Annotated in this window: 26 protein-coding genes and 1 tRNA gene; 6 read left to right on the top strand and 21 right to left on the bottom strand. The window is 37.9% G+C overall.

Annotated features, from left to right (window positions below; translation table 11 throughout):
• Window positions 1-9 precede the first annotated feature (9 nt).
• From atpA to IEV09_RS00175, 10 genes are all read right to left on the bottom strand, one after another.
• Window positions 10-1,566 carry a F0F1 ATP synthase subunit alpha gene (gene atpA, locus IEV09_RS00220; protein WP_188366254.1) on the bottom strand — a complete coding sequence of 519 codons (1,557 nt, stop codon included), beginning with the start codon at window positions 1,564-1,566 and terminating at the stop codon, window positions 10-12.
• A gap of 24 nt (window positions 1,567-1,590) precedes the next feature.
• Window positions 1,591-2,133 (bottom strand): ATP synthase F1 subunit delta, encoded by a 543-nt coding sequence (gene atpH, locus IEV09_RS00215; protein WP_188366253.1) that lies wholly within the window; start codon window positions 2,131-2,133, stop codon window positions 1,591-1,593.
• Window positions 2,126-2,650 carry a F0F1 ATP synthase subunit B gene (gene atpF, locus IEV09_RS00210; RefSeq protein WP_188366252.1) on the bottom strand — a complete coding sequence of 175 codons (525 nt, stop codon included), beginning with the start codon at window positions 2,648-2,650 and terminating at the stop codon, window positions 2,126-2,128. The genes atpH and atpF overlap by 8 nt, the downstream gene beginning before the upstream one ends.
• A 111-nt stretch (window positions 2,651-2,761) precedes the next feature.
• The gene (gene atpE, locus IEV09_RS00205) at window positions 2,762-2,974 is read right to left on the bottom strand and encodes an ATP synthase F0 subunit C (RefSeq protein ID WP_188366251.1); all 213 of its coding nucleotides are present in this window, start codon (window positions 2,972-2,974) and stop codon (window positions 2,762-2,764) included.
• Between the two features lie 38 nt (window positions 2,975-3,012).
• Window positions 3,013-3,732, bottom strand: a complete 720-nt coding sequence (gene atpB, locus IEV09_RS00200) for a F0F1 ATP synthase subunit A (protein ID WP_188366250.1) — start codon at window positions 3,730-3,732, stop codon at window positions 3,013-3,015.
• Window positions 3,733-3,990: 258 nt separating this feature from the next.
• Window positions 3,991-4,449 carry an SsrA-binding protein SmpB gene (gene smpB / locus IEV09_RS00195; protein ID WP_188366249.1) on the bottom strand — a complete coding sequence of 153 codons (459 nt, stop codon included), beginning with the start codon at window positions 4,447-4,449 and terminating at the stop codon, window positions 3,991-3,993.
• Window positions 4,450-4,466: 17 nt separating this feature from the next.
• Window positions 4,467-6,818 (bottom strand): ribonuclease R, encoded by a 2,352-nt coding sequence (gene rnr, locus IEV09_RS00190; RefSeq protein ID WP_188366248.1) that lies wholly within the window; start codon window positions 6,816-6,818, stop codon window positions 4,467-4,469.
• Window positions 6,815-7,558, bottom strand: coding sequence for an alpha/beta hydrolase (locus tag IEV09_RS00185; protein ID WP_188366247.1), 744 nt, complete (start codon window positions 7,556-7,558; stop codon window positions 6,815-6,817). Before IEV09_RS00185 ends, rnr begins: the two co-directional genes overlap by 4 nt.
• A gap of 162 nt (window positions 7,559-7,720) precedes the next feature.
• Window positions 7,721-7,960 (bottom strand): preprotein translocase subunit SecG, encoded by a 240-nt coding sequence (secG, locus tag IEV09_RS00180; protein WP_188366246.1) that lies wholly within the window; start codon window positions 7,958-7,960, stop codon window positions 7,721-7,723.
• A 96-nt stretch (window positions 7,961-8,056) separates the two neighbouring features.
• Window positions 8,057-8,560: a GNAT family N-acetyltransferase gene (locus IEV09_RS00175; RefSeq protein ID WP_188366245.1), complete on the bottom strand. Its 504-nt coding sequence runs from the start codon at window positions 8,558-8,560 to the stop codon at window positions 8,057-8,059.
• A 112-nt stretch (window positions 8,561-8,672) separates the two neighbouring features.
• Here IEV09_RS00175 and IEV09_RS00170 point away from each other — a divergent pair, with 112 nt between their 5' ends.
• On the top strand, window positions 8,673-9,263 hold the full coding sequence (locus IEV09_RS00170) for a sugar O-acetyltransferase (protein ID WP_188366244.1): 591 nt from the start codon (window positions 8,673-8,675) through the stop codon (window positions 9,261-9,263).
• 170 nt (window positions 9,264-9,433) lie between these two features.
• Here IEV09_RS00170 and IEV09_RS00165 read toward each other — a convergent pair whose 3' ends face one another.
• The 7 genes from IEV09_RS00165 to rpoN form a co-directional block, all read right to left on the bottom strand.
• Window positions 9,434-10,144, bottom strand: a complete 711-nt coding sequence (locus IEV09_RS00165) for an aspartate/glutamate racemase family protein (protein WP_188366243.1) — start codon at window positions 10,142-10,144, stop codon at window positions 9,434-9,436.
• 146 nt (window positions 10,145-10,290) lie between these two features.
• Window positions 10,291-11,592 (bottom strand): phosphopyruvate hydratase, encoded by a 1,302-nt coding sequence (gene eno / locus IEV09_RS00160; protein WP_188366242.1) that lies wholly within the window; start codon window positions 11,590-11,592, stop codon window positions 10,291-10,293.
• 108 nt (window positions 11,593-11,700) lie between these two features.
• Window positions 11,701-12,456, bottom strand: a complete 756-nt coding sequence (gene tpiA / locus IEV09_RS00155; RefSeq protein WP_188366241.1) for a triose-phosphate isomerase — start codon at window positions 12,454-12,456, stop codon at window positions 11,701-11,703.
• A 16-nt stretch (window positions 12,457-12,472) separates the two neighbouring features.
• Window positions 12,473-13,663, bottom strand: coding sequence for a phosphoglycerate kinase (locus tag IEV09_RS00150; RefSeq protein WP_188366240.1), 1,191 nt, complete (start codon window positions 13,661-13,663; stop codon window positions 12,473-12,475).
• Between the two features lie 96 nt (window positions 13,664-13,759).
• Complete coding sequence (gene gap / locus IEV09_RS00145) at window positions 13,760-14,761, bottom strand: type I glyceraldehyde-3-phosphate dehydrogenase (protein WP_188366239.1); 1,002 nt, start codon at window positions 14,759-14,761, stop codon at window positions 13,760-13,762.
• A 40-nt stretch (window positions 14,762-14,801) separates the two neighbouring features.
• Window positions 14,802-15,839: a sugar-binding transcriptional regulator gene (locus IEV09_RS00140; RefSeq protein ID WP_188366238.1), complete on the bottom strand. Its 1,038-nt coding sequence runs from the start codon at window positions 15,837-15,839 to the stop codon at window positions 14,802-14,804.
• 188 nt (window positions 15,840-16,027) lie between these two features.
• A complete protein-coding gene (gene rpoN / locus IEV09_RS00135) occupies window positions 16,028-17,347 on the bottom strand; it encodes an RNA polymerase factor sigma-54 (RefSeq protein ID WP_188366237.1) in 1,320 nt (439 codons plus the stop codon).
• Between the two features lie 51 nt (window positions 17,348-17,398).
• Here rpoN and IEV09_RS00130 point away from each other — a divergent pair.
• Window positions 17,399-17,470: transfer RNA gene (locus IEV09_RS00130), tRNA-Arg, on the top strand.
• Window positions 17,471-17,549: 79 nt separating this feature from the next.
• Here IEV09_RS00130 and IEV09_RS00125 read toward each other — a convergent pair.
• Window positions 17,550-18,575 (bottom strand): Gfo/Idh/MocA family oxidoreductase, encoded by a 1,026-nt coding sequence (locus tag IEV09_RS00125; protein WP_188366236.1) that lies wholly within the window; start codon window positions 18,573-18,575, stop codon window positions 17,550-17,552.
• Between the two features lie 169 nt (window positions 18,576-18,744).
• On the opposite strand from IEV09_RS00125, the gene IEV09_RS00120 reads away from it, so the two are divergent.
• On the top strand, window positions 18,745-19,599 hold the full coding sequence (locus IEV09_RS00120) for a MurR/RpiR family transcriptional regulator (protein WP_188366235.1): 855 nt from the start codon (window positions 18,745-18,747) through the stop codon (window positions 19,597-19,599).
• Window positions 19,600-19,657: 58 nt separating this feature from the next.
• Here the strand turns inward: IEV09_RS00120 and rpoE are convergent, their stop codons facing one another.
• Together rpoE and IEV09_RS00110 are read right to left on the bottom strand one after the other, a co-directional pair.
• Window positions 19,658-20,269: a DNA-directed RNA polymerase subunit delta gene (gene rpoE, locus IEV09_RS00115; protein WP_188366234.1), complete on the bottom strand. Its 612-nt coding sequence runs from the start codon at window positions 20,267-20,269 to the stop codon at window positions 19,658-19,660.
• An 86-nt stretch (window positions 20,270-20,355) separates the two neighbouring features.
• Window positions 20,356-20,796: a YwiB family protein gene (locus tag IEV09_RS00110; RefSeq protein ID WP_188366233.1), complete on the bottom strand. Its 441-nt coding sequence runs from the start codon at window positions 20,794-20,796 to the stop codon at window positions 20,356-20,358.
• 103 nt (window positions 20,797-20,899) lie between these two features.
• Between IEV09_RS00110 and IEV09_RS00105 the strand changes: the two genes are divergently transcribed.
• Genes IEV09_RS00105 through yidA form a run of 3 tightly spaced genes read left to right on the top strand, consistent with a single transcriptional unit; the run spans window position 20,900 to window position 23,894 of the window.
• Window positions 20,900-21,703 (top strand): lipoate--protein ligase family protein, encoded by an 804-nt coding sequence (locus IEV09_RS00105; protein ID WP_188366232.1) that lies wholly within the window; start codon window positions 20,900-20,902, stop codon window positions 21,701-21,703.
• A 1-nt stretch (window position 21,704) separates the two neighbouring features.
• On the top strand, window positions 21,705-23,063 hold the full coding sequence (locus IEV09_RS00100; protein WP_188366231.1) for an HD domain-containing protein: 1,359 nt from the start codon (window positions 21,705-21,707) through the stop codon (window positions 23,061-23,063).
• A gap of 18 nt (window positions 23,064-23,081) precedes the next feature.
• Window positions 23,082-23,894, top strand: a complete 813-nt coding sequence (yidA, locus tag IEV09_RS00095; protein ID WP_188366230.1) for a sugar-phosphatase — start codon at window positions 23,082-23,084, stop codon at window positions 23,892-23,894.
• Between the two features lie 48 nt (window positions 23,895-23,942).
• On the opposite strand, the gene IEV09_RS00090 is transcribed toward yidA, so the two are convergent.
• A complete protein-coding gene (locus IEV09_RS00090) occupies window positions 23,943-24,386 on the bottom strand; it encodes an NUDIX hydrolase (RefSeq protein ID WP_188366229.1) in 444 nt (147 codons plus the stop codon).
• Window positions 24,387-24,471: the final 85 nt, after the last annotated feature.

Genomic DNA, 24,471 nt, shown 5'->3' with positions numbered 1-24,471 from the left:
TCACCTCTTTTACGCATTTTCTAATGCTGCTAGTTTGGCCTGAGTCGATCCGGCATCCTCACCTGTTGATAAGAACAAGTCGCAATATGCTTTAATACTACTATCTAACGCTTCTTCTGAAGGTAAGTCTTTTGTTACACGAATCGTTTCAAACAACTCATTATTTGTTGTTTCTATGTATTCAAACAGACCTGCTTCAAATTCTAATAAACGATTCACTGGTATCGTATCTAAGAAGCCGTGCGTTAATGCATATAAAATCACGACTTGCTTTTCAACCGCTAACGGCGAATGAAGTTTTTGAATTAATATCTCAACTGTACGACGGCCTCGGTTTAACTTCGCTTGCGTTGCCGTATCTAAATCAGAACCAAACTGTGTGAAAGCTTCCAATTCGCGATAACTTGCTAAATCAAGACGTAATGTACCGGCTACTTTTTTCATTGCTTTAATTTGCGCAGAGCCACCAACACGTGAAACCGATAAGCCAGCTGCAACAGCTGGACGAATCCCAGCATAAAATAAATCGCCTTCTAAGAAAATCTGACCATCTGTAATCGAAATCACGTTCGTTGGAATGTAAGCAGAAATATCGCCCGCTTGTGTTTCAACAAACGGTAACGCGGTAATTGATCCGCCACCAAGCTCATCGCTTAATTTCGCTGCACGTTCTAATAGACGTGAATGCAAGTAAAAGACATCTCCTGGATAAGCTTCACGACCCGGCGGACGACGTAAGAGTAATGACAACTCACGGTAAGCAACTGCTTGTTTAGACAAGTCATCAAAAACAACTAAAACGTGTTTGCCTTGATACATAAATTCTTCTGCCATTGCCATACCTGCATAAGGTGCAACGTATAGTAGCGGCGCAGGTTGAGAAGCTCCAGCTGCAACGACGATTGTGTAATCTAGTGCACCATATTCTCGAAGTGTTTCAACTTGTGTTCGTACAGTTGAATCTTTTTGACCGATTGCAACATAAATACAAATAACATCTTGACCTTTTTGATTGATAATCGTATCAATCGCAATCGCGGTTTTCCCAGTCTTACGGTCACCAATAATTAACTCACGTTGTCCACGACCAATTGGAACTAAGGCGTCAATGGCTTTTAGACCCGTTTGCATCGGCTCTGAAACCGATTGACGTTGCATTACTCCCGGCGCTTCTGCTTCAATCGGACGATATTTATCTGATTCAATTGCACCTAAGCCATCAATTGCTTGACCTAATGGATTCACAACACGACCGATTAGCGCATCTCCAACTGGTACGTCCATAATTTTTCCTGTACGTTTGACTTGATCGCCTTCACGTATCGTCTCAAAATCACCTAATACGATAATTCCGACGTCATTGGCTTCCAAGTTTTGAGCCATACCAAAAGCACCATTTGAAAATTCCAGTAACTCACCACTCATCGCATTTTCTAATCCTTGTGCACGAGCAATACCGTCACCAACATATGTGACGGTACCAGTTTCCTCAATCGAAACGGTATTTTGATAATTTTTAATTTGCTCTTTAATCAGAGCACTAATTTTTTCTGATTTAATGGACATCCGCTTCACCTCTTCTACTTTGTCCTAGCGACTCAATTCTTTTTTTAGCTTGCTTAGTTGCGTCTTTAGACTGCCATCTAGTACTTGATGACGCACTCGAATAACGACACCGCCTAAAATACCAGCGTCGATCGTTTCTTCTAATCGAACGATATTGCAATGAAATTGCGTTTTTAACTTTTGAATTAATTGTTCTTTTTGAGCGCTAGTCAAAGGAACTACCGTTGTTACTTGCGCTTTTATAATCCCTTTTGCTTCATTGTATCGTGTTTCATATTCGTCTAAAATAACGATTAATTCTGCCAATCGTCGGTTTTCACCAATCACTGCCAGTGTTTTTTTAACTGTTTCAGTATACTCTGTTGACAGTTCATCTAACACGACTTTTTTAGCTGGCCATTCAATACTCGTTTGCTTTAAAAAGGGAATTAATTCTGGAATGGCTACAAGTTGTTGACGTAGATGACTGACATCATGAAAAACGGCATCTAGCTCTTGTTCTTCTTCCGCCAATTGAAATAAGGCTTTGCCGTATCGTTTTGCAACTTGATACTTATTGTTACTCATGATTTGTTCCTAAGCCTTCAATATACTGATCGATTAACGCTGTTTGATTTTCAAGCGATAAATCATGACTTAAGATTTTTTCTGCGACTTGAAGTGAAAGTTCCACAACTTCAGCTTTAGCTTCCGCTAATGCTTTTTCACGTTCGTAAGCAACCAACTCTTCTGCTTTCGCTTTCATACGTGCCACTTCTTCTTTTGTCTCAGATAAAACAGTTTGGCGGTTTGATTCTCCAATTTTTTTTGCTTCTTGAATAATTTCGTTTGCTTCATGTTTTGATGTTTCTAAACGAGCTTTGATTTCGGATTCATAAGCGGTTGCTTGAATGCGCGCTTGTTCTGCTGAATCTAAATCATTGCTAATGCGTTCTTCTCGTTGTTTAAAAATCTCGGTTATTTGTTCCCAAGCGAAGTGTTTAATCAACACTAATAACAAAATAAACGAGCCTGTTACAACAAACACGCTACTAATGATTGTTGGATGTCCTCCAGCATTTAGTAAAAATAAGTGATTTAGCATTTGCTAGACACTCCTATTCTTTATTGGGTTTTTCTTTTCATAATCATTTTATGATTCAAAAAAAAGCAGAAGGATTGTTGACATTAATCACTTCTGCTTCGTTTCTTGTTATTAGTTTAAAACAAGAAGTAAGGCAACTACAACCCCTAAAATTGGCACAGCTTCGATAAAGGCCATCCCGATAATCATTGTTGAACGTAACTCTCCAGATAACTCAGGTTGGCGAGCCATTGACTCCAATGTTTTAGAAACTACTTTTGAGTTTCCGTATGCTGCACCTAGTGCTGATCCGACAATTGCTAATCCTGCTGCGATAAAATTCATAATATTTTCCTCCTAATATCGTTGTATTACTTTACTAATTAATGCTCTGGTGCAATTTTATGACTTAAGAACACCATTGTCAGTGTAACAAAGACGTATGCTTGAATCCCACCAATAAATAAGGAGAATCCAATCCAAACGACCTCCAGTGGAATCGCTAATGGTATAGCAATCCAACCTAATGAACCAACCATTGAAACGATTAATCCTAAAAGAACTTCCCCCGCAAAAACATTCCCATAAAGACGTAGACCTAAACTAATAACGTTGGTAAATTCTTCAAGTAATTTTATCGGTAAAATAAAACTAACGGGTTTCAAATAGGAGTTTACTAAATAATCCTTGAAGCCTTGTTGTTGGATCCCCATGTAATGGGTGAAGGTAATAACCATCATAGCTAAGGCCAGGGTGACAATTGGATCTGCAGTTGGACTCTTCCATAAGTTTGTACCATCTGCTGTGACAATCTTTGTCACTAAACCAATCTCATTTGAAACTAAAATAAATAAAAACAAGGTAAAACCTAACAAATGATAATTATTCACTTCTCTACTTGGCAGCTGGCTACTTAATATTCCTCGAACAAAATCAATGATGTATTCAATGAAGTTTTGTTTCCCTTTTGGTTTCAATTGTAAATTTCTTGTACAAATATAAACAACTGAAAAAATAATTATACACGTAAGTAGGGTCATAAAAATTAGGGTACCATCAAACCAAATAGGTCCTATTTGAAATAGGAGTGAACGCTCTTCCAAAACTCTTCACCTCTTTCTAATAATCCCAACGACGAAAAAAGTTTGTTCGTTTTTTCTCATAGTTAATGACAACTCGTATCATAGCACTTACTAGAGAAAATTTCAAAACTTTTCAGTAACATTCTTGAATCTATCCATTTGAAATTGTAATTGTAAATAAACAGACCCCTCGTTTTACTAATAGTAAAGGTTTTTCAAATTGCTTTAAGCTCCTCGAAAGAGCATGTTTCGGAAAAATACTCTTGTAAAATCCTGCTACTATCGGTTTTTCAGTATACGTTGGATTTGTCGATCTTGATCTTTTCGTTTGAGTGACTCTCGCTTATCATAATCTTTCTTCCCTTTAGCAAGTCCAATCAACACTTTTGCAAAGCCATCTTTTAAATAGACTCGTAATGGCACAATGGTCATTCCAGAGTTCTTGACTTCCGTTTCCCATTTGTGAATTTGTTTTTTATGTAGCAATAGTTTCCGGGTACGTAACGGATCATGATTAAAGATATTTCCCTGTTCGTATGGACTAATATGAACATTTGATAAGAATGCTTCACCATTACGAATACGGATAAACCCATCTTTTAGGTTGATACGACTATTACGAATCGATTTTATTTCAGTACCTTGCAAAACAATCCCCGCTTCAAGTGTGTCGATGATAATATAGTCATGACTCGCTTTGCGGTTTTGCGCAATTACATTTCCTTTGCCTTTTGGCATCTATACCCCTCCAAGCCTCATTTCTTTCTATCGGTTTTTTTCCGATTCTTTTTAACAGCAGAAATATAAAATGGTTTTTTCTTTCCTTTTTTCTTGCCTTTTCCTTCTTTATTCCCTTTTGTATCATCAACGATCACATTTTGATGTGTCGTTTTTTGATTATTCGTTTTATTTTGTTTGCGATCTCGCATTACAATCGGTGCAACAGGCTCTGCATCGACTAACTCAAAATCAATTTCACGTGTTTCAGGATCCGATTTTGTCACTTTAATCCGAACTTTTTGTCCTAATTTAAACGTAGTACCTGTTCGTTCCCCAACTAACGCTAAGTGATTTTCAAAGTAATGGAAATAATCTTGTCGTAAGGTATTCATATGAATTAATCCTTCGATTGTGTTCGGTAATTCAACAAAGAATCCAAATTTCAAGACCGAACTAATCACTCCGTCAAACTCTTCTCCAACATGATCTGCCATAAATTCAGCTTTCTTCAATGCATCAACTTCACGTTCAGTCGTTACAGCACGACGTTCCATTTGTGAACTATGAAAGGCAATTTCAGGCAATTCTTCGGCCCAATATGCTTGGTTTTCTTCAGATGGATTTTGTTGATACGAGCGAATCAAGCGGTGCACAATTAAATCTGGATAACGACGAATCGGCGAAGTGAAGTGCGTATAATACTCAGCTGCTAGACCATAGTGTCCATAGTTGTCTTCTAAATATTTCGCCTGTTGCATACTTCTTAATAACATCGTATTTAAAACCAGTGATTCTGGTCGCCCAGATACTTCTTTAATGATGGCTTGTAACGTTTTCGGGTCAACTGAACCTTTCTTATTTTGCACGACAATTCCTAAAATCGATGCAAAATCAATAAATCGACGAATTTTTTCTTCTTTTGGTTCTTCATGAATACGATAAATGAAGGGGAATTTTTTTTGATTAAAGTGTTGCGCAACCGTTTCATTAGCCGCTAACATAAAGGATTCAATCAAACGTTCACCTACGCCTCGTTCACGAAAGACGATATCTAACGGATGTCCCTCTTCATCAACAACAATTTTGGCTTCGTTATCTTCAAAAGTGACCGCTCCTCGGCGTTTACGCATCTCTTCTAAAATATGATGCAATTCGCCCATTTCCTTAAACATTGGGACAAGAGAAGCATACTTTTCAATTGTTTCCGGGTCCTCTTCGTCTAAAATCGCATTCAGCGCTGTATAAGTCATACGAGCCGTTGTTTGAATCACACTTTCAAAAATATCGTATTGGACAATTTTACCCGTGCTATCAATTTCCATTTCACAACTCATTGCTAAACGCGGAACATTTGGATTCAATGAACAAATGCCGTTTGACAAACGTTGTGGAATCATTGGAATCACACGATCGGTTAAGTAAACACTTGTTCCACGTTCAAACGCTTCGCGATCCAGTGGGCTTCCTTGCGTCACATAATACGATACATCGGCAATATGCACGCCCAGAAAATAATTGCCATTATCCAATCTTCGAACAGTAATCGCATCATCTAGATCCTTCGCATCTTCGCCATCAATCGTCACAATCTCTTGACCGATTAAATTACGACGATCTAAAAAGTCTGCAGGGTCAATTATATCTGGCACTTCGTCAGCTTGTGCTAACACATCTTCTGGGAATTTTGTCGTGATTCCATTGGCAATCACAATTGATAAAATATCCATTCCCGGGTCATCCTTATAGCCAATGACTTGTTTAACAATTCCTTCAAAAGTCATGCCATATTCAATTTCAGGATAATGAGTGATTTCGACAATCACGATGCTACCATCCGTTGGTCGCACACCTTCGTCTGACACTAACACACGGAAGCCACTTAATTTTTTATCTTTTGGTACAACAACGCCATATAATTGGGTTTCTTGAATTTCTTCTTCGCTAAACAAACTAAATTCACCAACAATTTGTGTAACTTGACGTTGACGAATTTCAACCACTTTCCCTTCGGCACCTTTTTCTCTAAAAGGATCCGCTGGTTGTGTAATATCAATTGCAACCGTATCGCCATCTAGGGCAAGTAAGGTTTGTTCTTTTGGTATGAATACGTCATCTTCTTCTGGATCAATCGTTACGAACCCAAAGCCACGTTCATTACGACGGAATGTTCCTTCCAAGAGAAGTTTCATTTGAGGCAATTTCACTTTTCCTTTTTTCGTGAAAATCACACTCTTCTCTTGCTCCATAGTACTAATCGTTTTTACGAGCGCTTTAAAATCAGTACCAGACTGTAGGCCTAGGCCTTCAGCAATTTGCTCTAAAGAGAAGCTTTTTTTGGTACTTGCTTCCATAAAATCAATGACTTTTGATTTAATTGTTTCTTTCATTTATTTTCCTCATTCCAAGACAATCCTTCAATAAAATGAAGCACATCTTTTTCCAATTCTTTCCGATTCACGCCGACCGTAATCACATGCCCACTTTCGGGGTACCACTGTAAAGTCAGACGTGTTTGTTGTAACTGCTTTGCCGCATCAAATACGACTTGCGGATTGATTAACGCATCTTTTCCTGCTTGCGCAAGGAAAACAGGTTGCGCAATTTCCGGCAATTGTTCGTAAACGACTGCTGAAAATTCTTCGATTTCTGTTAATTGTGTTACAGAATCACGCGCAATCTTTTGTTCCCTTGCTGAATCCCACGCTTCTTGTAACACCTGTTTTGCGTAAAGCATAAAATTTTGATGAACGGTGTTTTCTCGTTTAACAAGTGGTGAACAAAACGCCCCGCCCCCAATAATCGCCGAATCAGCTAAGGTTAACAGGCGCGTAGCATAAATGCCACCCATTGATAAACCAAAAACGGCAATTTCTTTGTACCCTTTTTCTTTTAAAAACGCAAGTGCCGCTTGAGCATCTTGCCACCATTGCTCCGGCGTTTGTTCTAAAATATCTTCCGGATTTTTGGTCCCATGCCCCGAGAATAAAGGGGCATAAACAGTATATTGATTTTTTTCTAAAAAACGAGCCAACATTCTGACATCATTAAAACTTCCTGTATAAGCGTGCAACAGCAACACTGCACGCGGGCCTTTTTCAAAAAAAAGACTTGCTGGTAATTGTTTCATTTATTCTTCACCTCAATTATCATTTTAACACACAAGAAGTTGAAATACCCTTTAGAGCTGGGCTCGTCGACAAAAAAAGAACCCAGAATCAGGCCTTTGGATTAAAAATACCGGAAAATTCCGCCACTACTCCTAACCTACCAAATTCTAAGTTCTTTATTTTTAGTTTGTCGATGATAAAAGTACTAGCACAAAAAGTAAAACCATCCATACAAATCCTAAAACAGCTGTTGTTCTTTGCATCACCGCTTCAAATCCACGAGCTTTTTGTTTACCAAAAAGTTGGTCTGCACCCCCGCCAAAAGCACTCGCTGCACTATTTTGTTTACTTGGTTGCAACATAATTGTCACAATCAAAATGGCTGAAATGAATAGGACTGCTCCTAAAATAAAATTATACATGTAAAAAAACCTCCTTTTTACCATAGTATCCATCAGTAATACTTTATCATAAGTTTTTTTCTTTTACTAGAAGAAATCACGCTTTCAATCGAAAAACTAGACTTCTCTCGTTAAGAGCAATGTTTGATAATCTTCATTCTCAAGAGCATTATGTGTTTTTTGCTTCGCTTTTTTAATAAATCCCATTTTGTCGTAGAAAGGCAACCCCATTTGGTTATTTTCAGCAACACTAACGGTTTGTGTCGTTATTTTTTGTGTTTGTTTTTGTAACATTGTAAAGTTTTCAAGTAACGCACTACCATAACCTTTACCTTTTTCAATGGGATCAAGATATAGAACGTAAATACTTCCATTATCTTCTGTATCGATGCCACCACCAATACAACCGACAATTTTACCTTCCATCTCATAAACGTAATAGCCCGACCATTCTCTTGAAGTCTGTGTGACTTCGTTCATTAACCGTATTGGATTATAATATTCCATAATCACTCGTTCAATATAATCTGAAGAGTAGAGCATTTCATACGTCACACGCCAAGCTTCTGTCAGTAATTGCTCCAACGCTAGAACATCTTCTTCAACCGCTTTTCGAAACATCTTCTCACTCCTTTGACTACGATAATTATATCACAGAAAGTAGCGATGAAACCTTGACATCATCTTCTCGTTTCGCTAGTCTAAGTCATAAGAAGAATGGAGAGGATTTCTTATGAAAACTGAAAAAGAAAAGAGCTTTGCTGGTGAATGGTACGATCCAAACGGTGATACTGAATTAATTGCTGAACGCGAAACAGCGATGGACTTGTGCCACAAAATCAACTTACTACCAATGAATAGCGACGAGCGTGAATCTTTGCTCGCAAAATTATTCCCAAATAAAGCCAAAAATACAATCATCATGAATCCAATTTGGGCAGATTATGGTTTGTATTCAACGATTGGTGAAGGTTCGTTTATTAATCGGAATGCTTATTTAATGGATGGTGGGAAAATTACGATTGGTAAATATTGCTTCATCGGTCCTAATTGTGGTATGTATACTGCTAACCACGCCTTTGATCCGATTGAACGTCGAACCGGATTAGAAGTCGCTTTACCGATTGTCATTGAAGATGACGTTTGGATTGGTGGCGACGTAACGATTGCACCTGGTGTGACAATTGGTAAAGGAAGTATTATTGGTGCGAAAAGCCTGGTTAATAAAGATATTCCAGCTAATGTCATCGCTGTCGGTCATCCGTGTCGTGTACTACGAGAGATTACTGAAACAGATAGAGTTTCACCCACTCATTATTTATAAAATAGACTAGGCGGTGTGACAAAAATCGCTTTTCTCTGAAAAACTGGAGGTACATTCGAACAATTTAGACTTTCAATTGCTCAAATTTAACGAAAATTTTCTAAAGAGCAGACCTTTGTCACCATTTATCGTCCAAACTTTCGTATGCCAACAAGGGATCACGACTTATGTCAGGATCCCTTTCTTTGTATTTCAGCTAACGATTCTCTCACTGCTTGCTCCGAATGAATTAAGGTCGTATCAAAAATCGGAACAGTAACATCTTCTTGCGAAACCAATAATCCAATCTCCGTACACCCCAAAATAATCCCTTGCGCACCTCTTGCAATCATACTATCAATAACTTTCAGATATTCTTTTTTAGACTCTTGCCTCACAACACCACGTACAAGCTCCTCAAAAATTATATCATTCACTCTATCGATTTCGTCACCTTTCGGAATTAAAATAGCTATTTCTGCATTCATTATTCTTTCCTTATAAAAATCTTGCTGCATTGTATATTTGGTTCCTAACAAGCCTACGCGTTTCATTTGGTGTTCTTTTAATGCTGCAATCGTTGCATCTGCAATATGTAGGATAGGAATCGAAACCTTCTTTTGAATTTGATCAAATACTTTATGCATGGTATTCGTGCAAATCAAAATAAAGTCAGCCCCACCTTTTTCAAGTTTTATCGCTTCATCGGCTAGAATGTTGCCACTTTTCTCCCATTCACCAGTTCTTTGATAGGCCTCAATTTCATTAAAATCTACACTTGCCAAAAGTATTTTTGCCGAATGTAAGCCACCTAATTGTTGATTTACTAGCTGATTAATCTGTTCATAATAAGTCACCGTGCTTTCCCAACTCATGCCACCAATTAATCCGATTATTTTCATAAGAAACTCCTTTATTTTTTATGATAGCATATCGAATTGGTAATTAATATTAAAAAAACAGTTGAAAGTGAACGTTTCAATTGTTTACAACAAAAAAACTTTCTATCCCATTGCATAAACAACGAGATAGAAAGTTCTAATTTAAATTATTTGTTTTTTAGGTTGTAGAAAGCTTCTAAACCTTTGTAAACTGCTACTTCACCTAATTGGTCTTCGATACGTAATAATTGGTTGTATTTTGCAATACGGTCAGTACGTGATAAAGAACCAGTTTTGATTTGGCCAGCGTTTGTTGCAACAGCGATGTCTGCGATTGTAGAATCTTCAGTCTCGCCTGAACGGTGAGAGACAACTGCAGTGTAGCCAGCTTCTTTCGCCATTTCGATTGCTTCAAATGTCTCAGTTAAAGTACCGATTTGGTTAACTTTAATTAAGATTGAGTTTGCTGTATCATTTTTGATTCCACGAGATAAGATTTCAGTGTTTGTAACGAATAAATCGTCACCTACTAATTGAACTTTTTCGCCTAAGCGCTCAGTAAGTAGTTTCCATCCATCCCAGTCGTTTTGGTCCATACCATCTTCAATAGAGATGATTGGGTATTTGTTAACTAATTCTTCTAAGTAATCAACTTGTTCAGCTGAAGTGCGTTTCGCTCCGCCTTCACCTTCAAATTTAGCATAGTTGTAAATACCGTCTTCGTAGAATTCTGCTGCTGCACAGTCAAATCCTAAGTAAACATCTTTACCTGGCTCTAAACCAGCTGCTTTGATCGCTTCTAAGATTGTTTCAACACCGTCTTCAGTTCCTTCAAAACGAGGAGCGAATCCACCTTCGTCACCGACAGATGTTTCTAAACCACGAGATTTAAGGATTTTAGCTAATGCGTGGAAGATTTCTGCTCCCCAACGTAAAGCTTCTTTAAATGTTGGCGCGCCAGTTGGTAATACCATGAACTCTTGGAAAGCAATTGGTGCGTCAGAGTGAGAACCACCGTTAACGATGTTCATCATTGGCGTAGGTAATACTTTTGTATTGAATCCGCCTAAGTAGTGGTATAAAGGTACTTCTAGGTAATCTGCAGCTGCACGGGCAACAGCGATTGAAACGCCTAAGATTGCGTTCGCGCCTAATTTTCCTTTGTTTGGAGTTCCATCTAATTCAATCATCGCTTTATCGATAGCCATTTGATCGCGAACGTCATATCCGACAATTGCTTCTGCGATTGTTGTATTTACGTTCTCAACAGCTTTTTCTACACCTTTACCTAAGTAACGATCTTTAACGCCATCACGTAATTCAACCGCTTCGTGTTCCCCAGTTGAAGCGCCTGATGGAACCATTCCACGACCAAACGCACCTGATTCTGTATAAACTTCTACTTCGATTGTTGGGTTTCCACGAGAGTCTAAGACTTCGCGAGCGTAAATATCAGTAATAATTGACATGTTATGTCTCTCCTTTAAAATTGTTTTATCTTAAGGTCAGCTAGCCAACCTCTTGATTACTTATTATTGTAATGAATTTTAACGTTTTCTGCAAATAATAATTGAATTTTATTTAACAGCGTCTAATAATGCTAAGAATGAAGCAGGCTCTAAAGCTGCACCACCGACTAAAGCACCGTCAACGTTTTCTTTTGCCATATACTCAGCAATGTTCTCTGGTTTTACAGAACCACCGTATTGGATACGAACTGCTTGTGCAACTGTTTCGCCGTAAAGTTTTTCAACTGTTTGACGAACAACACCACAAATTTCATCCGCAATATTAGCATCTGCTGATTTACCTGTACCGATTGCCCAAATTGGCTCATATGCAATCACTAAGTTTGAAACTTGTGCGTCAGATAGACCTTCTAAACCAGCTGTAATTTGTCCTTCGATCCACTCTGCAGTTTTGCCTGCTTCGTAAGTTTCTAATGACTCACCACAACAAAGAATTGGTGTCATGCCGTTTGCAAAAATTGCTTTAGCTTTTTTGTTAATATCTGCATCTGTTTCGTGGAAGTACTCACGACGTTCAGAATGACCGATAATAACATATTGAACACCTAAATCAGCAATCGCTGCTGGTGAATTTTCACCAGTAAAAGCACCAGTATTTTCCCAGTAAGAATTTTGTGCTGAAAGTTTCACATCAGTACCTTTTACTTCTTCTGCTAATGCAGCCAAGAATAATGCTGGCGATCCAATTACTGAATCAACAACATCATTTGATGGAACCGCACCTTTAACTGCTTTAGCAAAGTCAACTGCCTCTGCTAACGTTTTATTCATTTTCCAGTTTCCTGCAATAATTGGTTTACGCATCGAATAGACACTCCTTTTATTTATCGTTAATTGCCGCTAAGCCCGGTAATGTTTTACCTTCTAATAATTCTAAGCTTGCGCCACCGCCTGTTGAAATGTGTGAAAACTTATCCGCAAAACCTAATTGTTCAGCTGCAGCTGCTGAATCACCACCACCGATGATTGTTGTTGCATCCGTTAAGTTCGCAATTGCTTCACAGACACCAATCGTTCCGTTTGCAAAGTTAGATAATTCAAAGACACCCATTGGACCGTTCCAAATAACTGTTTTTGCATCTGCTAAAATACCGCTAAATAGTTCCACTGTTTTAGGACCAATATCTAATCCCATGATACCATCAGGAATATTACCTGACATCACAGTTGTTGGAACATCATTTGAGAATTCAGGTGTTGTAACGATATCTACCGCTAAAACAATTTTATCGCCTGCTTCTGCTAATAACTCTTTAGCTAATTCAACTTTATCTAATTCAACTAATGAATCGCCGACTGTCATTCCTTTTGCTGTATAGAATGTATAAGTCATTCCACCACCGATAAGAATTTTATCTGCAACCGGGATAAGGTTTTTGATAACACCAATTTTATCGGATACTTTCGCTCCGCCTAAAATCGCCACCATTGGACGTTTTGGTTCAGCAATTGCATCTCCAATAAATTTGATTTCTTTTTCCATTAGGAAGCCCGCAACTGTTGGAATTCCCGTTGAAGCAATCCCTACGTTTGAAGCATGTGCACGGTGAGCTGTACCAAACGCGTCGTTTACAAATACGTCACCTAAAGATGCCCAATATTTCCCTAATTCAGGGTCATTTTTGCTTTCTTTATTGCCATCAACGTCTTCAAAACGTGTATTTTCAACAACAACCACTTCACCATCTTTTAAGTTGGCAATGGCTGCTTCTAGTTCTTCTCCACGAGTTTCAGGAACAAAAGTTACTTCTTTTCCTAATAATTCACCTAAACGTTTTGCAACTGGTGCTAAAGATTTACCTGCTTTATCTTCTTCTGTTTTAACACGACCTAAATGCGAGAATAAAATCGCTTTTCCGCCATTTTCTAAAACATAATTGATTGTTGGTAAAGCAGCTTTGATACGAGTATCATCCGTAATAACGCCATCTTTCAATGGAACGTTAAAATCAACACGTACTAAGACTTTTTTGTCTTTTAAATCAAGATCTTTGACTGTTTTCTTTGCCATGGGTGATTGCCTCCTAGGTAGATAAATTTCATTAAAAAAGCGAGGAAGCGCGTCGCTTCCCCGCTTAATATTATTTATTCGACTCGATTTAGAATCTTATAAGTTAGCGAAGTATTCTAAAGTACGAACTAATTGTGCTGTATAAGACATTTCGTTATCGTACCAAGCTACTGTTTTAACTAATTGTTTGTCGCCTACAGTTAATACACGTGTTTGAGTTGCGTCAAATAGTGAACCGTAAGTGATTCCGATAATATCAGAAGAAACAATTTCGTCTGTGTTGTAGCCGTAAGATTCGTCAGCTGCTGCTTTCATTGCTGCGTTCACTTCGTCTGCAGTAACTGCTTTATCTAAAACTGTTACTAATTCAGTTAATGAACCAGTTGCAACAGGAACACGTTGAGCTGCTCCGTCTAATTTACCGTTTAACTCAGGAATTACTAAACCAATTGCTTTAGCTGCTCCTGTTGAGTTAGGGATAATGTTTTCTGCTGCTGCACGAGCGCGACGGAAATCACCTTTAGGGTGTGGTCCATCTAAAGTCATTTGGTCACCAGTGTATGCATGGATTGTTGTCATTAAACCTTCAACGATACCAAATTGGTCGTTTAATACTTTAGCCATTGGAGCTAAACAGTTTGTTGTACATGAAGCACCTGAAATAACTGTTTCTTTACCAGTTAAGATGTCATGGTTAACGTTATAAACGATTGTTGGAACGTCGTCTCCACCTGGAGCAGAGATAACAACGCGTTTAGCACCTGCTGCTAAGTGTTTTTCAGCTGCTGTTTTAGAAGTAAAGAATCCAGTACACTCTAAAACGATGTCTACGCCTAATTCGCCCCATGGTAATTCTTCAGGGTTGCGGTTAGCTAAAACTTTTACTTCTTTTCCGTTTACGTTGAAAGATCCTTCGTGAACTTCAACAGTTCCGTCGAAACGGCCTTGTGTTGTATCATATTTTAATAAATGAGCCAACATTTTTGCATCGGTTAAGTCGTTAATTGCAACTACCTCAATACCTGCTACATTTTGGATACGACGGAAAGCTAAGCGTCCGATACGTCCAAATCCATTAATACCTACTTTAATTGTCATTTAAGATTTCCTCCTTATGAAAATCATAAAAATTTTATTTTTAAAGGGTGACCCCTTTTAAAATCGCATTTGCTGCGGCTTCATCAGTGATGAGCCACGTTTGTTTTGGTGCATTCTTCATATAAGCATTGATCGCTTTGACTTTACTTTTTCCACCAGCAATTGCAAAAACATACGGGATATTTAAAAGATCCTTCAGTTGTAAACCAATGCGTGGAATTCGATAAACCACTTCGCCATCTTCGTTGAAAAAGTAACCAAACGATTCTGCTACTGCATTTTTTTGCTTAAGCATGACCATCTGTTCTTCTGTCATTTTTCGACGTGCTGCCATATGAATCGCTCGACCAATTCCATGAATGACACAGTTTGCTTCACTAATTAAGTTCAACACTTCTAAAATAGAAGGTTCTTGTAAGAGTGAATCATACGTTGCCGAACTTAGTTGTTCGGGTACATAAAGCGAACGATAATCACCTCTTGATTGCATCGCCATCATCGCACTAACTGAATTGGCTTGCACTTTAACAGACTCACCAATCCCACCTCTAGCAGGTACAAATAAATTGTGTCGGTGACTTGTTTCAAGATTGGAAACTTTCTCAGCAACTTTGGCCATTGTTGTCCCACCCATCACCGCAATAATATTCCGGCCATTTGGCAGTTTTTGATTTAAACTATCCCATAATAGATAACCTAATTCATCAATGACTTTTTCTTGTTGATCACTATTTCCTGGTGTAATTAAACAACGGCTAATACCGAAGTGATTGGCTAAGGCTCGTTCTAGACGATCCATTCCAAACAACTGATCGGTTAAGTGTCCTAATTGATGATAAACACGTTCGCCTTTAGTTGTCAATTGCATTCCACTTTTAGATGTGTCAATGAGTTCTAATTTCTTCAATAAATCCGTTTCTGTTCTAAGGACGCGTTCGGTAGTATCTAATGTATCGGCTAAGACGCGACGCCCTACTGGCTGCATCCAATAAATATTTTGTAAAATCCGATAACGTTCTTGAATCGTTTGAAAAAAATCTGGTGCAATTGATTCAATTATTTTTAGATCATCCAACATACGAACCCTCCTTGGACTGTTTATGTCCCATATAGACTTAACATGACCCAGATAGAGCAAAAAAAAGATTTCCGAAGTTTTTTGTTATCCCTCACAAGACTAATTCTAGCATAATGTCTTTTTTTACGCAACTAATAAAAGCGAAAAGAATGAATGAACCAAGAGGAATCTCTGGCTCATTCATTCTTTTATTCGTAACGTTTGCGCTTTGAAGAGCCTAAGATCCCTAGTTGTTCACGGTACTTAGCGACGGTTCTCCGGGAAAGTTCTATACCTTCTTCTTTCAGCAAATCAACAATTTTTTGATCTGAAAGCGGCTTTTGTTTATTCTCTTGATCCACAATTTTTTTGAGGCGCTGTTTGACATCATCGGTCGAACTTTCTTCCCCTGTCTTAGAGACTAATTTGTGACTAAAGAATGTTTTTAGCTCAAACACACCAAAATCAGTTGCTAAATATTTGCCATTAACCGCTCGGCTGACCGTTGATTCATGCACATCCAAACTTTCTGCGACTTCTTTTAAAATTAACGGTTTTATTGGGCGCTCATCATTTAAAAAGAATTCTCTTTGATGTTCCACAATAAATTGTCCGACACGATAAATTGTATCGCCACGTTGCATAATCATCTTTTGTAATATTTGAAAGTTTTGTTGTTTCTCTTTTAAGTAGGCAACGACTTCTTTGTCGCCACTTTTTTTCATTTGCTCAAAATAATTTTGTTGAAAGATAAGTTTTGGTACACTTTTTTTATTTGATAGTAGCTCAATCGTATCACCGTTAATCTTAACGCTTAAATCTGGGACAATATATAGATCTTTCGTATCACCAAAAATTGCACCCGGAGTTGGCGTTAGATGCTGCAAATAATCAAAAATCTCTTGAACATCTTGTAATCGAATCTCAAAATGTTTCGCGATAACGTCCCACTTGCGATTCACTAGAGAATCAAAAAATTCTTCTAGTACAATATAAGCTAAATTCGGTGCGCTGTCGTCGCGTTCTGTCTGCAACATTAGTGCTTCTTGTAAATTACGCGCACCCACACCAGCGGGATCTAATTGCTGTAATAAAACCAGTGCATCTAACATTTGAATTGCGCTACTGCCTGTTTGCTCAGCCGCTTCTTCCAACGTAATTGTTAAAAAACCATTCAAATCAATGTACTCGACTAAAAATAAAATCAACGTTCTTAAATAAGTATCGCGATAATTTAAGTGAACTTGCTCAATTAACGATTCAAACAGTGACAAGCTTTGATCAGGTATTTGAGAAAAGTAATCACTTTCATCTCCACGTAACTGACTGAGTCCTTGACTGCTAATCGGATAATCGTATTCCTCCACACCAAGTAATGGATTTTCTAATGCCTCGTTTTCGATAAAAGCATGCAATTCTTCACTTGAAAACTGTAAAACTTGAATCGATTGTTGCAACTGTTGCGTCATTGCAAGCTTTTGCGTTTGGTTCTGTTGTTGACTATGGGATAATTGCTGTTGAAATTTCATTTAAATTCCCCTTGTAATTATTCTGAAAGTTTGATAACCTAATTGAGTGTTGCGTCCTTAGTGTAGTGGATATCACGTAAGATTCCGGTTCTTGAGACAGGGGTTCGATTCCCTTAGGACGCGTTCTTGTAACTGATTACAGTATACGTTAAGACACAAAAAATGGCAAAACCTTCTGAATGTAGAAAGTTTTGCCATTTTTTTATTTAAGATTGTCATTCATTTGTTTGATACCTTCATTTAGCATCTCGATTTGTTTTAGCGTTTGTTCTTTCGTAACAAGTTGTGGCGCTCCATGTTTAAGTGTTTGATAGACTGCTTCATAGAAACGACTGTAATCGCCGACTTCTGAAACCACTTTTTCTTCATGGTACAATCCTTGATCATCTATATACGTTAATACGCCATAATGCTCTGGCAAATCAATTCCAAAATCAGCATTCGTTGGCATATAAAAGAGTTTCAAGTGCTCTTCTTGACGGTCTTTTGTTTGTTTAACAAAGCAGCCTTTTGTCCCATAAACAATAAAACTTGGACGTTCTTTAATCCGGAAATAACTCGATTTAACCGAAACTTTTAGTCCCTCTTGGTAATACAAATCCAAATCAAAATAATCGTTCAAGCGTCCTTCCCCTAATAATTGGCGGACATCATAATTGGTGTTTAAAGGATTTCCAAAATAAGATAAGACTTGATCAAGTGTATGACAGGCATGTGAATAGTAGAAATCATCCAATTTTGAAAAGTGTTGCGTATTTAATGGTACTTCTGGGCGGAAGTAATCAAAATGCATTTCAACTTCTAAAATTTCACCTAAGACACCACTTTCAATCACTTTTTGAACGGTTAAAAAATCAGAATCAAAACGACGATTTTGATAACATTGAAGCATCAAGTTCGATTTCTCTGCTAATGCAAAAAGTTCTAACGCTTCCTCTGTTGTATCACAAAATGGTTTTTCAACTAAGACGTTTTTCCCTTTCAATAGTGCCTCTTTTGCCAATTGGTAATGGCTTGACGGTGGCGTTGAAATAACAACCAATTCAATTGCCTCATCCGTCCAGATTTCATTAATATCTGAGACGTATTCGGTGCCTTCTAATTTGTCCCAAACGGGTTCGCTGCGTGAGTAGATTTTTTTTATTTGGATGTTTTCAACTTTTTGAGCAAAAGGCGCATGGTAACGATTCGTACTCTTCCCATTTCCAATATAAGCAATACTTAACATATAATCTCCTCCATCTTTGTGTTACACTTATTAAAGCATAAGGGGTTCTAAAGGTAAACTCTCCCCCTTCATTTTGACATAAAGTTCAAGATTTGTGAGTATTTCACTTTTCTTTTGGAACTTTTTTTCATTTATTCATCTATAGATAAACGATAGAAAAGGTGATTCCATGAATATTTTATCCATTCTGCAACAACAGTCTGATTTTAACCCTACCGAAAAACTCATCGCACAGCAGATTCTCCAAGATCCCGAAAAAATCTTACATCAATCGATTCAGGATTTAGCTTTGCAAACATTTTCGTCCACTTCAAGTATCGTTCGGCTATGTCGGAAAATCGGTTTGAAGGGGTTTAAAGATTTTAAATTACAACTTGCTTCCCAATTACACCACCAACCTGAGGAAACCTTGTTTGTGGATGCGGATTTTCCTTTTTCAGAAGACGATACGTATACGGATATTACCATGAAATTACGTGAATTATCCATTCACTCGTTAAATCAAACAGCCTCACTCTTTTCTGATGATACCCTTGAAGCTTGCGTTAAGCGCCTAACAACTGCCAAACATGTTGGAATCTTTGCCTATGGCGACACTGCGATACCTGCCTTAAACTTTCAAAATAGGATGATGAAAATTGGCTATCATATCTTATCGGCACATGTCCCTGGAGAAGATCATCACTTAGCAAATACCTTTAATGAAAACGACTGTGCCATTTTATTGTCTTATAGTGGTGAAAGTAAAAATAATTATCACATTGCCAAGATTTTAAAACAACGCAACGTGCAATTGATTGTACTTACGGCTGATCCTGATTCCCACATCGGAAAATTAGCAGATATTTTACTTCCCGTTGCACTAAATGAAAGTAAAGATGTGAAATTATCGACTTTTTCTTCACAGTTAAGTATGGATTATCTATTAAATGCTCTTTATTCTTGCGTATTTGTTGCCAATTATGAAATCAATCAGAAGAAAAGAATTCAATCCGAGGAACAATTTTTAAATGATCGATTCTAAATAAAAAAGAAGGGATCCCTGACATAATTGTCAAGGACCCCTTCTTTTTTATTTGAAGTTACGCTTCTTCACCGTACTCTTCATCATCTTCGTCTTCTTCGATGTCGTCTTCATCAATGATGGTTAATTCCTCTTCAATGCTACCAACTAACTCTTCTTCATCGTCTTTATCAGCACCGATTTCTTGTAAGTCTGAGTTATATGCTTTGATTTCTTCATCATCTTCGTCTTCATCTTCGAATAATTCATCATCATCTTCGTCCGCCAGATCTGTATCTTCTGGATCGTCATCGTTATAATCAATTGCGTCTTCGTCGCCAGTAATAAAGGCATTGACCTTTTTACGTTTTTTACGTTTTGGTTTATCTTCGTCTTCTTCGTCTTCTAATCCATGGTTGATCTCTTCATCAATCGAATCAATCGCATACCATGAACGTAAGCCCCAACGATTGTCGCCTAAAGAAATAAAACTACCATCGATGTTTAAGTCGGTATAAAACTGCGCTAATGAGTCACGAATCTCACTATCTGATTTACCTAAATAAGTTTGAATTTGGTTCACCAAATCAGAAAAATCCATTACATCTGCTTTTTGAGCTAAAATCGCATGTGCGACTTCAATCATTGATAACTCAGTTTTATCGCTGTCTTTAAATACATTAATTTCCACTCGGGACACGTCCTTTCACAGTCTACGTCTAATCATACAAAAATGTCGAACGAAAAGCAATTTTTTCTCGCATTTTTTTTCAAATCTTAGGCAGTAAATTCCAAGTAGACCTCATAAGAGCCAATTTTCTCATCCTGCATTAATAAATCATAGTTTACACGAACTTTTCCGGCCAACGGATGATCGGTTAAACTTGTATGTAGCTCTTTTGTATACACATGAAAAAACATACTACCATATGGCGTTTTATAAATCGTTTCAGTTGTTTCTTCGTATTGAAAATGTAAGCGAACACGCGCCTCGGCTGTTGTTCGAATTAATTGTACACTTTGGTCTGGATAGATCTTAATCGTAACTGGCGAAAAAGACACGCCATCTGCTTGAGGTTCTTCGTAACGGATGTACAAATTGTGACCGACACGTGCAACTTGTCCCGTAATTTCATAAAGAAATTCTTCTTTCCCTTCTTTTTGTTCAATCATTGTTTTCAAAAAAATATTAACTGGCATGCCTTTTTTTAACTTCATATCCTTCTCCTTCTACTCATTTCTCTTTCTTTTAATCGGCTTTTTTGCTACATTTCATATATAATAGAAATAACAGTAAAAATTCAATTAAAAGAGGGTTATTATGCAACGACTTATTTATGATCAAAAAATGGTGAGCAAAGAAGAACAATTACTTCCTTTTGGGCTCACGGACATCTTTGGTGAATTCGTTCATTCAAATCATATAAAAATTCTACACTTTTGGCAATTAGAAAACACCTTTATTTTAGGGATGAAAGATACACGTACCCCTTTTTTAGCAAAAGGACTGAAAAATATTCCAGTACCGTATACTCCGATTGTCCGAAACTCAGGTGGTTTAGGCGTCATCGCTGATGAAGGGACCTTGAATATTAGCCTGATTTTTCCAAAAACAGCTGAAGTTGCTTCAACGGATGCTGCTTATGAAGTCATGTGGCACTTAACACAACAAGCTTTTCCTGAATTAACCATTGAAGCCTACGAAATCCCAACATCTTATTGTCCTGGCGCATATGACTTAAGCGTCGGTGGTCGAAAAATTGCCGGGATCGCGCAACGCCGGGTGAAAGAAGGCATTGCTGTGATGATGTACTTAAGCGTGAACGGTAACCAGATGACTCGCGGTCAAATGGTCGCCGATTTTTACCGAGATAGCTTGGATCCCCTTCAACCTGACCCTAGTTTTCCTATCGTTGACCCAGCAAGTATGGTCACTTTAGAGGAACTACTCGATACACCTTTAAGTATTGAGCAAGTTAAAGAACGTTTTAAACAATTATTTGTAGCCGACGACAGCATCTCTGCTATTCTACCATGGATAACAAAGAACAAGTTGAGCGAGCAACTTCAACGAAAAATAGATAATATGAAAAAGCGCAATCAAATGATTCAGGAGGGAAAATAAAATGACAACTTACAAAAATCAACTCCTGCCCAATGAAAAGGTCTTTCGTGACCCGGTCCACAACTACATTCACGTTCAACATCAAGTCATTTTAGATTTAATTGATTCAAAAGAATTTCAGCGTTTACGCCGAATTAAACAACTAGGAACAAGTTCATTTACTTTCCACGGTGCAGAACACAGTCGCTTCTCGCACTCTCTTGGTGTTTATGAGATTACACGTCGCATTTGTGATTTATTCCAACGAAACTATTCCATTGATAAAATTGGTCTGGGCGGATGGGACGATCAGGAGCGACTCATCACATTATGCGCCGCCTTGCTGCATGATGTCGGACACGGACCTTATTCTCACACTTTTGAGCACATTTTCCAGACAAATCACGAAGCGTTAACCGTTCAAATTATCTGTTCTCCGAATACCGAAATTTACCAAATTTTGAATAAGGTCGCTGTTGGTTTTCCTGAAAAAGTTGCAAGTGTCATTCAAAAGACGTATCCTAACCAACAAGTCATTCAAATGATTTCCAGTCAAATTGATGCCGATCGCATGGATTACTTATTACGTGATGCCTATTTTACCGGAACCGAATACGGTACCTTTGATCTCACGCGAATTTTACGTGTCATTCGGCCTTATGACGGCGGAATTGCTTTTGGAATGAATGGCATGCACGCGGTAGAAGATTACATTGTTGGCCGTTACCAGATGTACATGCAAGTCTATTTCCATCCAACATCGCGCGGTATGGAAGTGATCCTTGAACATTTGCTACAAAGAGCACGAGAATGCTATCAGAACAATCCTGAGATTTTCTTACGCAATTCACCCTTACTTGTCCCTTTTTTAGAAGGAAATTTTACCATTGACGACTATTTAAGACTCGATGACGGCGTATTAAATACGTACTTTATTTTATGGCAAGATGAAGCAGATGTCTTATTGAACGATTTGGCTTATCGATTTTTAAACCGAAAACCTTTAAAATCTTGCCGTTTTGAAGAAAATAATCAAACCGCATTGCTTCAACATATGCAACATTTAGTTGAAACCGTGGGCTATAACCCGAATTACTATACTGCAGTCCACTCCAGTTTTGATTTACCTTACGACTTTTATCGTCCGGAATCAAATAAACACCGTACACAAATTGAATTACAAGAAAAAGACGGCAGTTTAGTCGAATTATCTAAAGTCAGTCAACTAGTTAAAGCTTTGGCTGGTGAAGGCCAAGGTGACCACCGTTTTTATTTTCCAAAAGAAATGGTTGACCTTTCGCTCCAAGATAACTATGATTTGTTTGGAGAGACTTACAAACACTTTGCGTCCCATATTCATAATGGTGCATTGATTAATTAAACATTATTGGAGGATATTATGTCTATTAAGTTAATTGCCATCGATATCGATGGTACACTTTTAACAAGTAATCATCAACTAACCGAAGAAGTAAAAGCAACGTTAAAGAAAGCCGAAGAAAAAGGAGTGAAAATCGTCCTTTGTACCGGCCGTCCCTTAACCGGTGTCCAAGATTTAATTGCTGAATTAGATCTTTATAGTGAAAATGACTATGTTATCACTTATAACGGCGCATTAATCCAAAAAACAAAATCACAAGAAATCATTTCGCAAGTTGGCTTAACACATGATGATTATATTGCAATTGACGGTTTAGCTCGTAAATTAAACGTGCATTTTCATACTGAAACTGAAAAGTTTATGTATACTTCAAACCGTGACATTAGTCGTTACACGGTATTAGAGTCTCATTTAGTCGACATGCCATTGAAATTCCGTACGCCGGAAGAAATTACACCTGATTTAAATATCATGAAAATGATGATGGTTGATGATCCAGAAATTTTAGATGCAGCCATCACTAAGATTCCCCAAGAGTTCTATAATAAGTATACAATTGTTAAAAGCACACCTTACTTCTTAGAATTCTTAAATAAAAAAGTCGATAAAGGGGCGGCAGTCAAACAGCTTGCCGAACAACTGGGTCTTGAAGCACGTGAAGTCATGGCTTTAGGTGATAATGAAAACGATCTACCTATGATTGAATATGCAGGACTTGGGATTGCTATGGGGAATGCAACTGAAAACATTAAAAATGCTGCAAGTTTTATTACCGCTTCAAATGACGCACACGGTGTTGCCGTTGCGATTGAAAAATTTGTTTTAAACTAAAATAAACGACGGCTCCTAAGTGGAGGCGTCGTTTTTGTATGATTTGATTTAATTTTGTTGCAACCACTGCTCAACTGCCCAACGATGGCTTCCTCTCTTCAGGAGTTCCAAGGCTGCTTGAGGTGTAACCCAAAGCAAGTTGTTGGTTTTTTCTGTTGGCTCAGCTACTTGATCCCATTGTGTCACTCGATAAAAATACCCAGGGTGTTCGTAATTGGTATCGCGATGGCGTGAATAAAAATATTCGACTGCCTCACCAAAATACGTCGTTACTTCAACCTCAAAGCCCAACTCTTCTAGCATTTCCCGATCGATTGTCTCCAAATGGGTCTCCCCACTCTCGATTTCTCCTCCCGGTAAAAAGTAAGCTCCGTTTGGTGCTTGCACAAGAATAATTTTTTCTTTCATGGTGTCAGCTATCACTACATACACCCCATGCCTTGCTTTGTACTGAATGCCTGCTTCTTTTACTCCAAAAGTTGGTACGCTCATCGTCATCCTCCAGTAAAGCTTTTCTTTATTCTAACGAAATACTCATCAATATACAAGCGTTATATCAGAGTCTTGCCACTTGACT

It is taken from the genome of Enterococcus alcedinis (genome assembly GCF_014635985.1).
Classification (GTDB): Bacteria; Bacillota; Bacilli; order Lactobacillales; family Enterococcaceae; genus Enterococcus_I; species Enterococcus_I alcedinis.
Note: the sequence above shows the minus strand (reverse complement) of the source record. Positions and strands in the feature narration are given on the sequence as shown.

Excerpts from the sequence above, each read along its gene's own strand:
- rnr (WP_188366248.1), bottom strand. The coding sequence starts at position 6,818 with ATGAAAGAAACAATTAAATCAAAAGTCATTGATTTTATGGAAGCAAGT.
- atpF (WP_188366252.1), bottom strand. The coding sequence starts at position 2,650 with ATGCTAAATCACTTATTTTTACTAAATGCTGGAGGACATCCAACAATC.
- rpoN (WP_188366237.1), bottom strand. The coding sequence starts at position 17,347 with ATGAAATTTCAACAGCAATTATCCCATAGTCAACAACAGAACCAAACG.
- IEV09_RS00170 (WP_188366244.1), top strand. The coding sequence starts at position 8,673 with ATGAAAACTGAAAAAGAAAAGAGCTTTGCTGGTGAATGGTACGATCCA.
- gap (WP_188366239.1), bottom strand. The coding sequence starts at position 14,761 with ATGACAATTAAAGTAGGTATTAATGGATTTGGACGTATCGGACGCTTA.
- IEV09_RS00125 (WP_188366236.1), bottom strand. The coding sequence starts at position 18,575 with ATGTTAAGTATTGCTTATATTGGAAATGGGAAGAGTACGAATCGTTAC.
- IEV09_RS00165 (WP_188366243.1), bottom strand. The coding sequence starts at position 10,144 with ATGAAAATAATCGGATTAATTGGTGGCATGAGTTGGGAAAGCACGGTG.
- IEV09_RS00090 (WP_188366229.1), bottom strand. The coding sequence starts at position 24,386 with ATGAGCGTACCAACTTTTGGAGTAAAAGAAGCAGGCATTCAGTACAAA.
- secG (WP_188366246.1), bottom strand. The coding sequence starts at position 7,960 with ATGTATAATTTTATTTTAGGAGCAGTCCTATTCATTTCAGCCATTTTG.
- IEV09_RS00100 (WP_188366231.1), top strand. The coding sequence starts at position 21,705 with ATGACAACTTACAAAAATCAACTCCTGCCCAATGAAAAGGTCTTTCGT.
- IEV09_RS00140 (WP_188366238.1), bottom strand. The coding sequence starts at position 15,839 with ATGTTGGATGATCTAAAAATAATTGAATCAATTGCACCAGATTTTTTT.
- IEV09_RS00120 (WP_188366235.1), top strand. The coding sequence starts at position 18,745 with ATGAATATTTTATCCATTCTGCAACAACAGTCTGATTTTAACCCTACC.
- IEV09_RS00110 (WP_188366233.1), bottom strand. The coding sequence starts at position 20,796 with ATGAAGTTAAAAAAAGGCATGCCAGTTAATATTTTTTTGAAAACAATG.
- yidA (WP_188366230.1), top strand. The coding sequence starts at position 23,082 with ATGTCTATTAAGTTAATTGCCATCGATATCGATGGTACACTTTTAACA.
- IEV09_RS00185 (WP_188366247.1), bottom strand. The coding sequence starts at position 7,558 with ATGAAACAATTACCAGCAAGTCTTTTTTTTGAAAAAGGCCCGCGTGCA.
- tpiA (WP_188366241.1), bottom strand. The coding sequence starts at position 12,456 with ATGCGTAAACCAATTATTGCAGGAAACTGGAAAATGAATAAAACGTTA.
- IEV09_RS00175 (WP_188366245.1), bottom strand. The coding sequence starts at position 8,560 with ATGTTTCGAAAAGCGGTTGAAGAAGATGTTCTAGCGTTGGAGCAATTA.
- IEV09_RS00105 (WP_188366232.1), top strand. The coding sequence starts at position 20,900 with ATGCAACGACTTATTTATGATCAAAAAATGGTGAGCAAAGAAGAACAA.
- atpA (WP_188366254.1), bottom strand. The coding sequence starts at position 1,566 with ATGTCCATTAAATCAGAAAAAATTAGTGCTCTGATTAAAGAGCAAATT.
- eno (WP_188366242.1), bottom strand. The coding sequence starts at position 11,592 with ATGTCAATTATTACTGATATTTACGCTCGCGAAGTCTTAGACTCTCGT.
- smpB (WP_188366249.1), bottom strand. The coding sequence starts at position 4,449 with ATGCCAAAAGGCAAAGGAAATGTAATTGCGCAAAACCGCAAAGCGAGT.
- atpE (WP_188366251.1), bottom strand. The coding sequence starts at position 2,974 with ATGAATTTTATCGCAGCAGGATTAGCAATTGTCGGATCAGCACTAGGT.
- IEV09_RS00150 (WP_188366240.1), bottom strand. The coding sequence starts at position 13,663 with ATGGCAAAGAAAACAGTCAAAGATCTTGATTTAAAAGACAAAAAAGTC.
- atpH (WP_188366253.1), bottom strand. The coding sequence starts at position 2,133 with ATGAGTAACAATAAGTATCAAGTTGCAAAACGATACGGCAAAGCCTTA.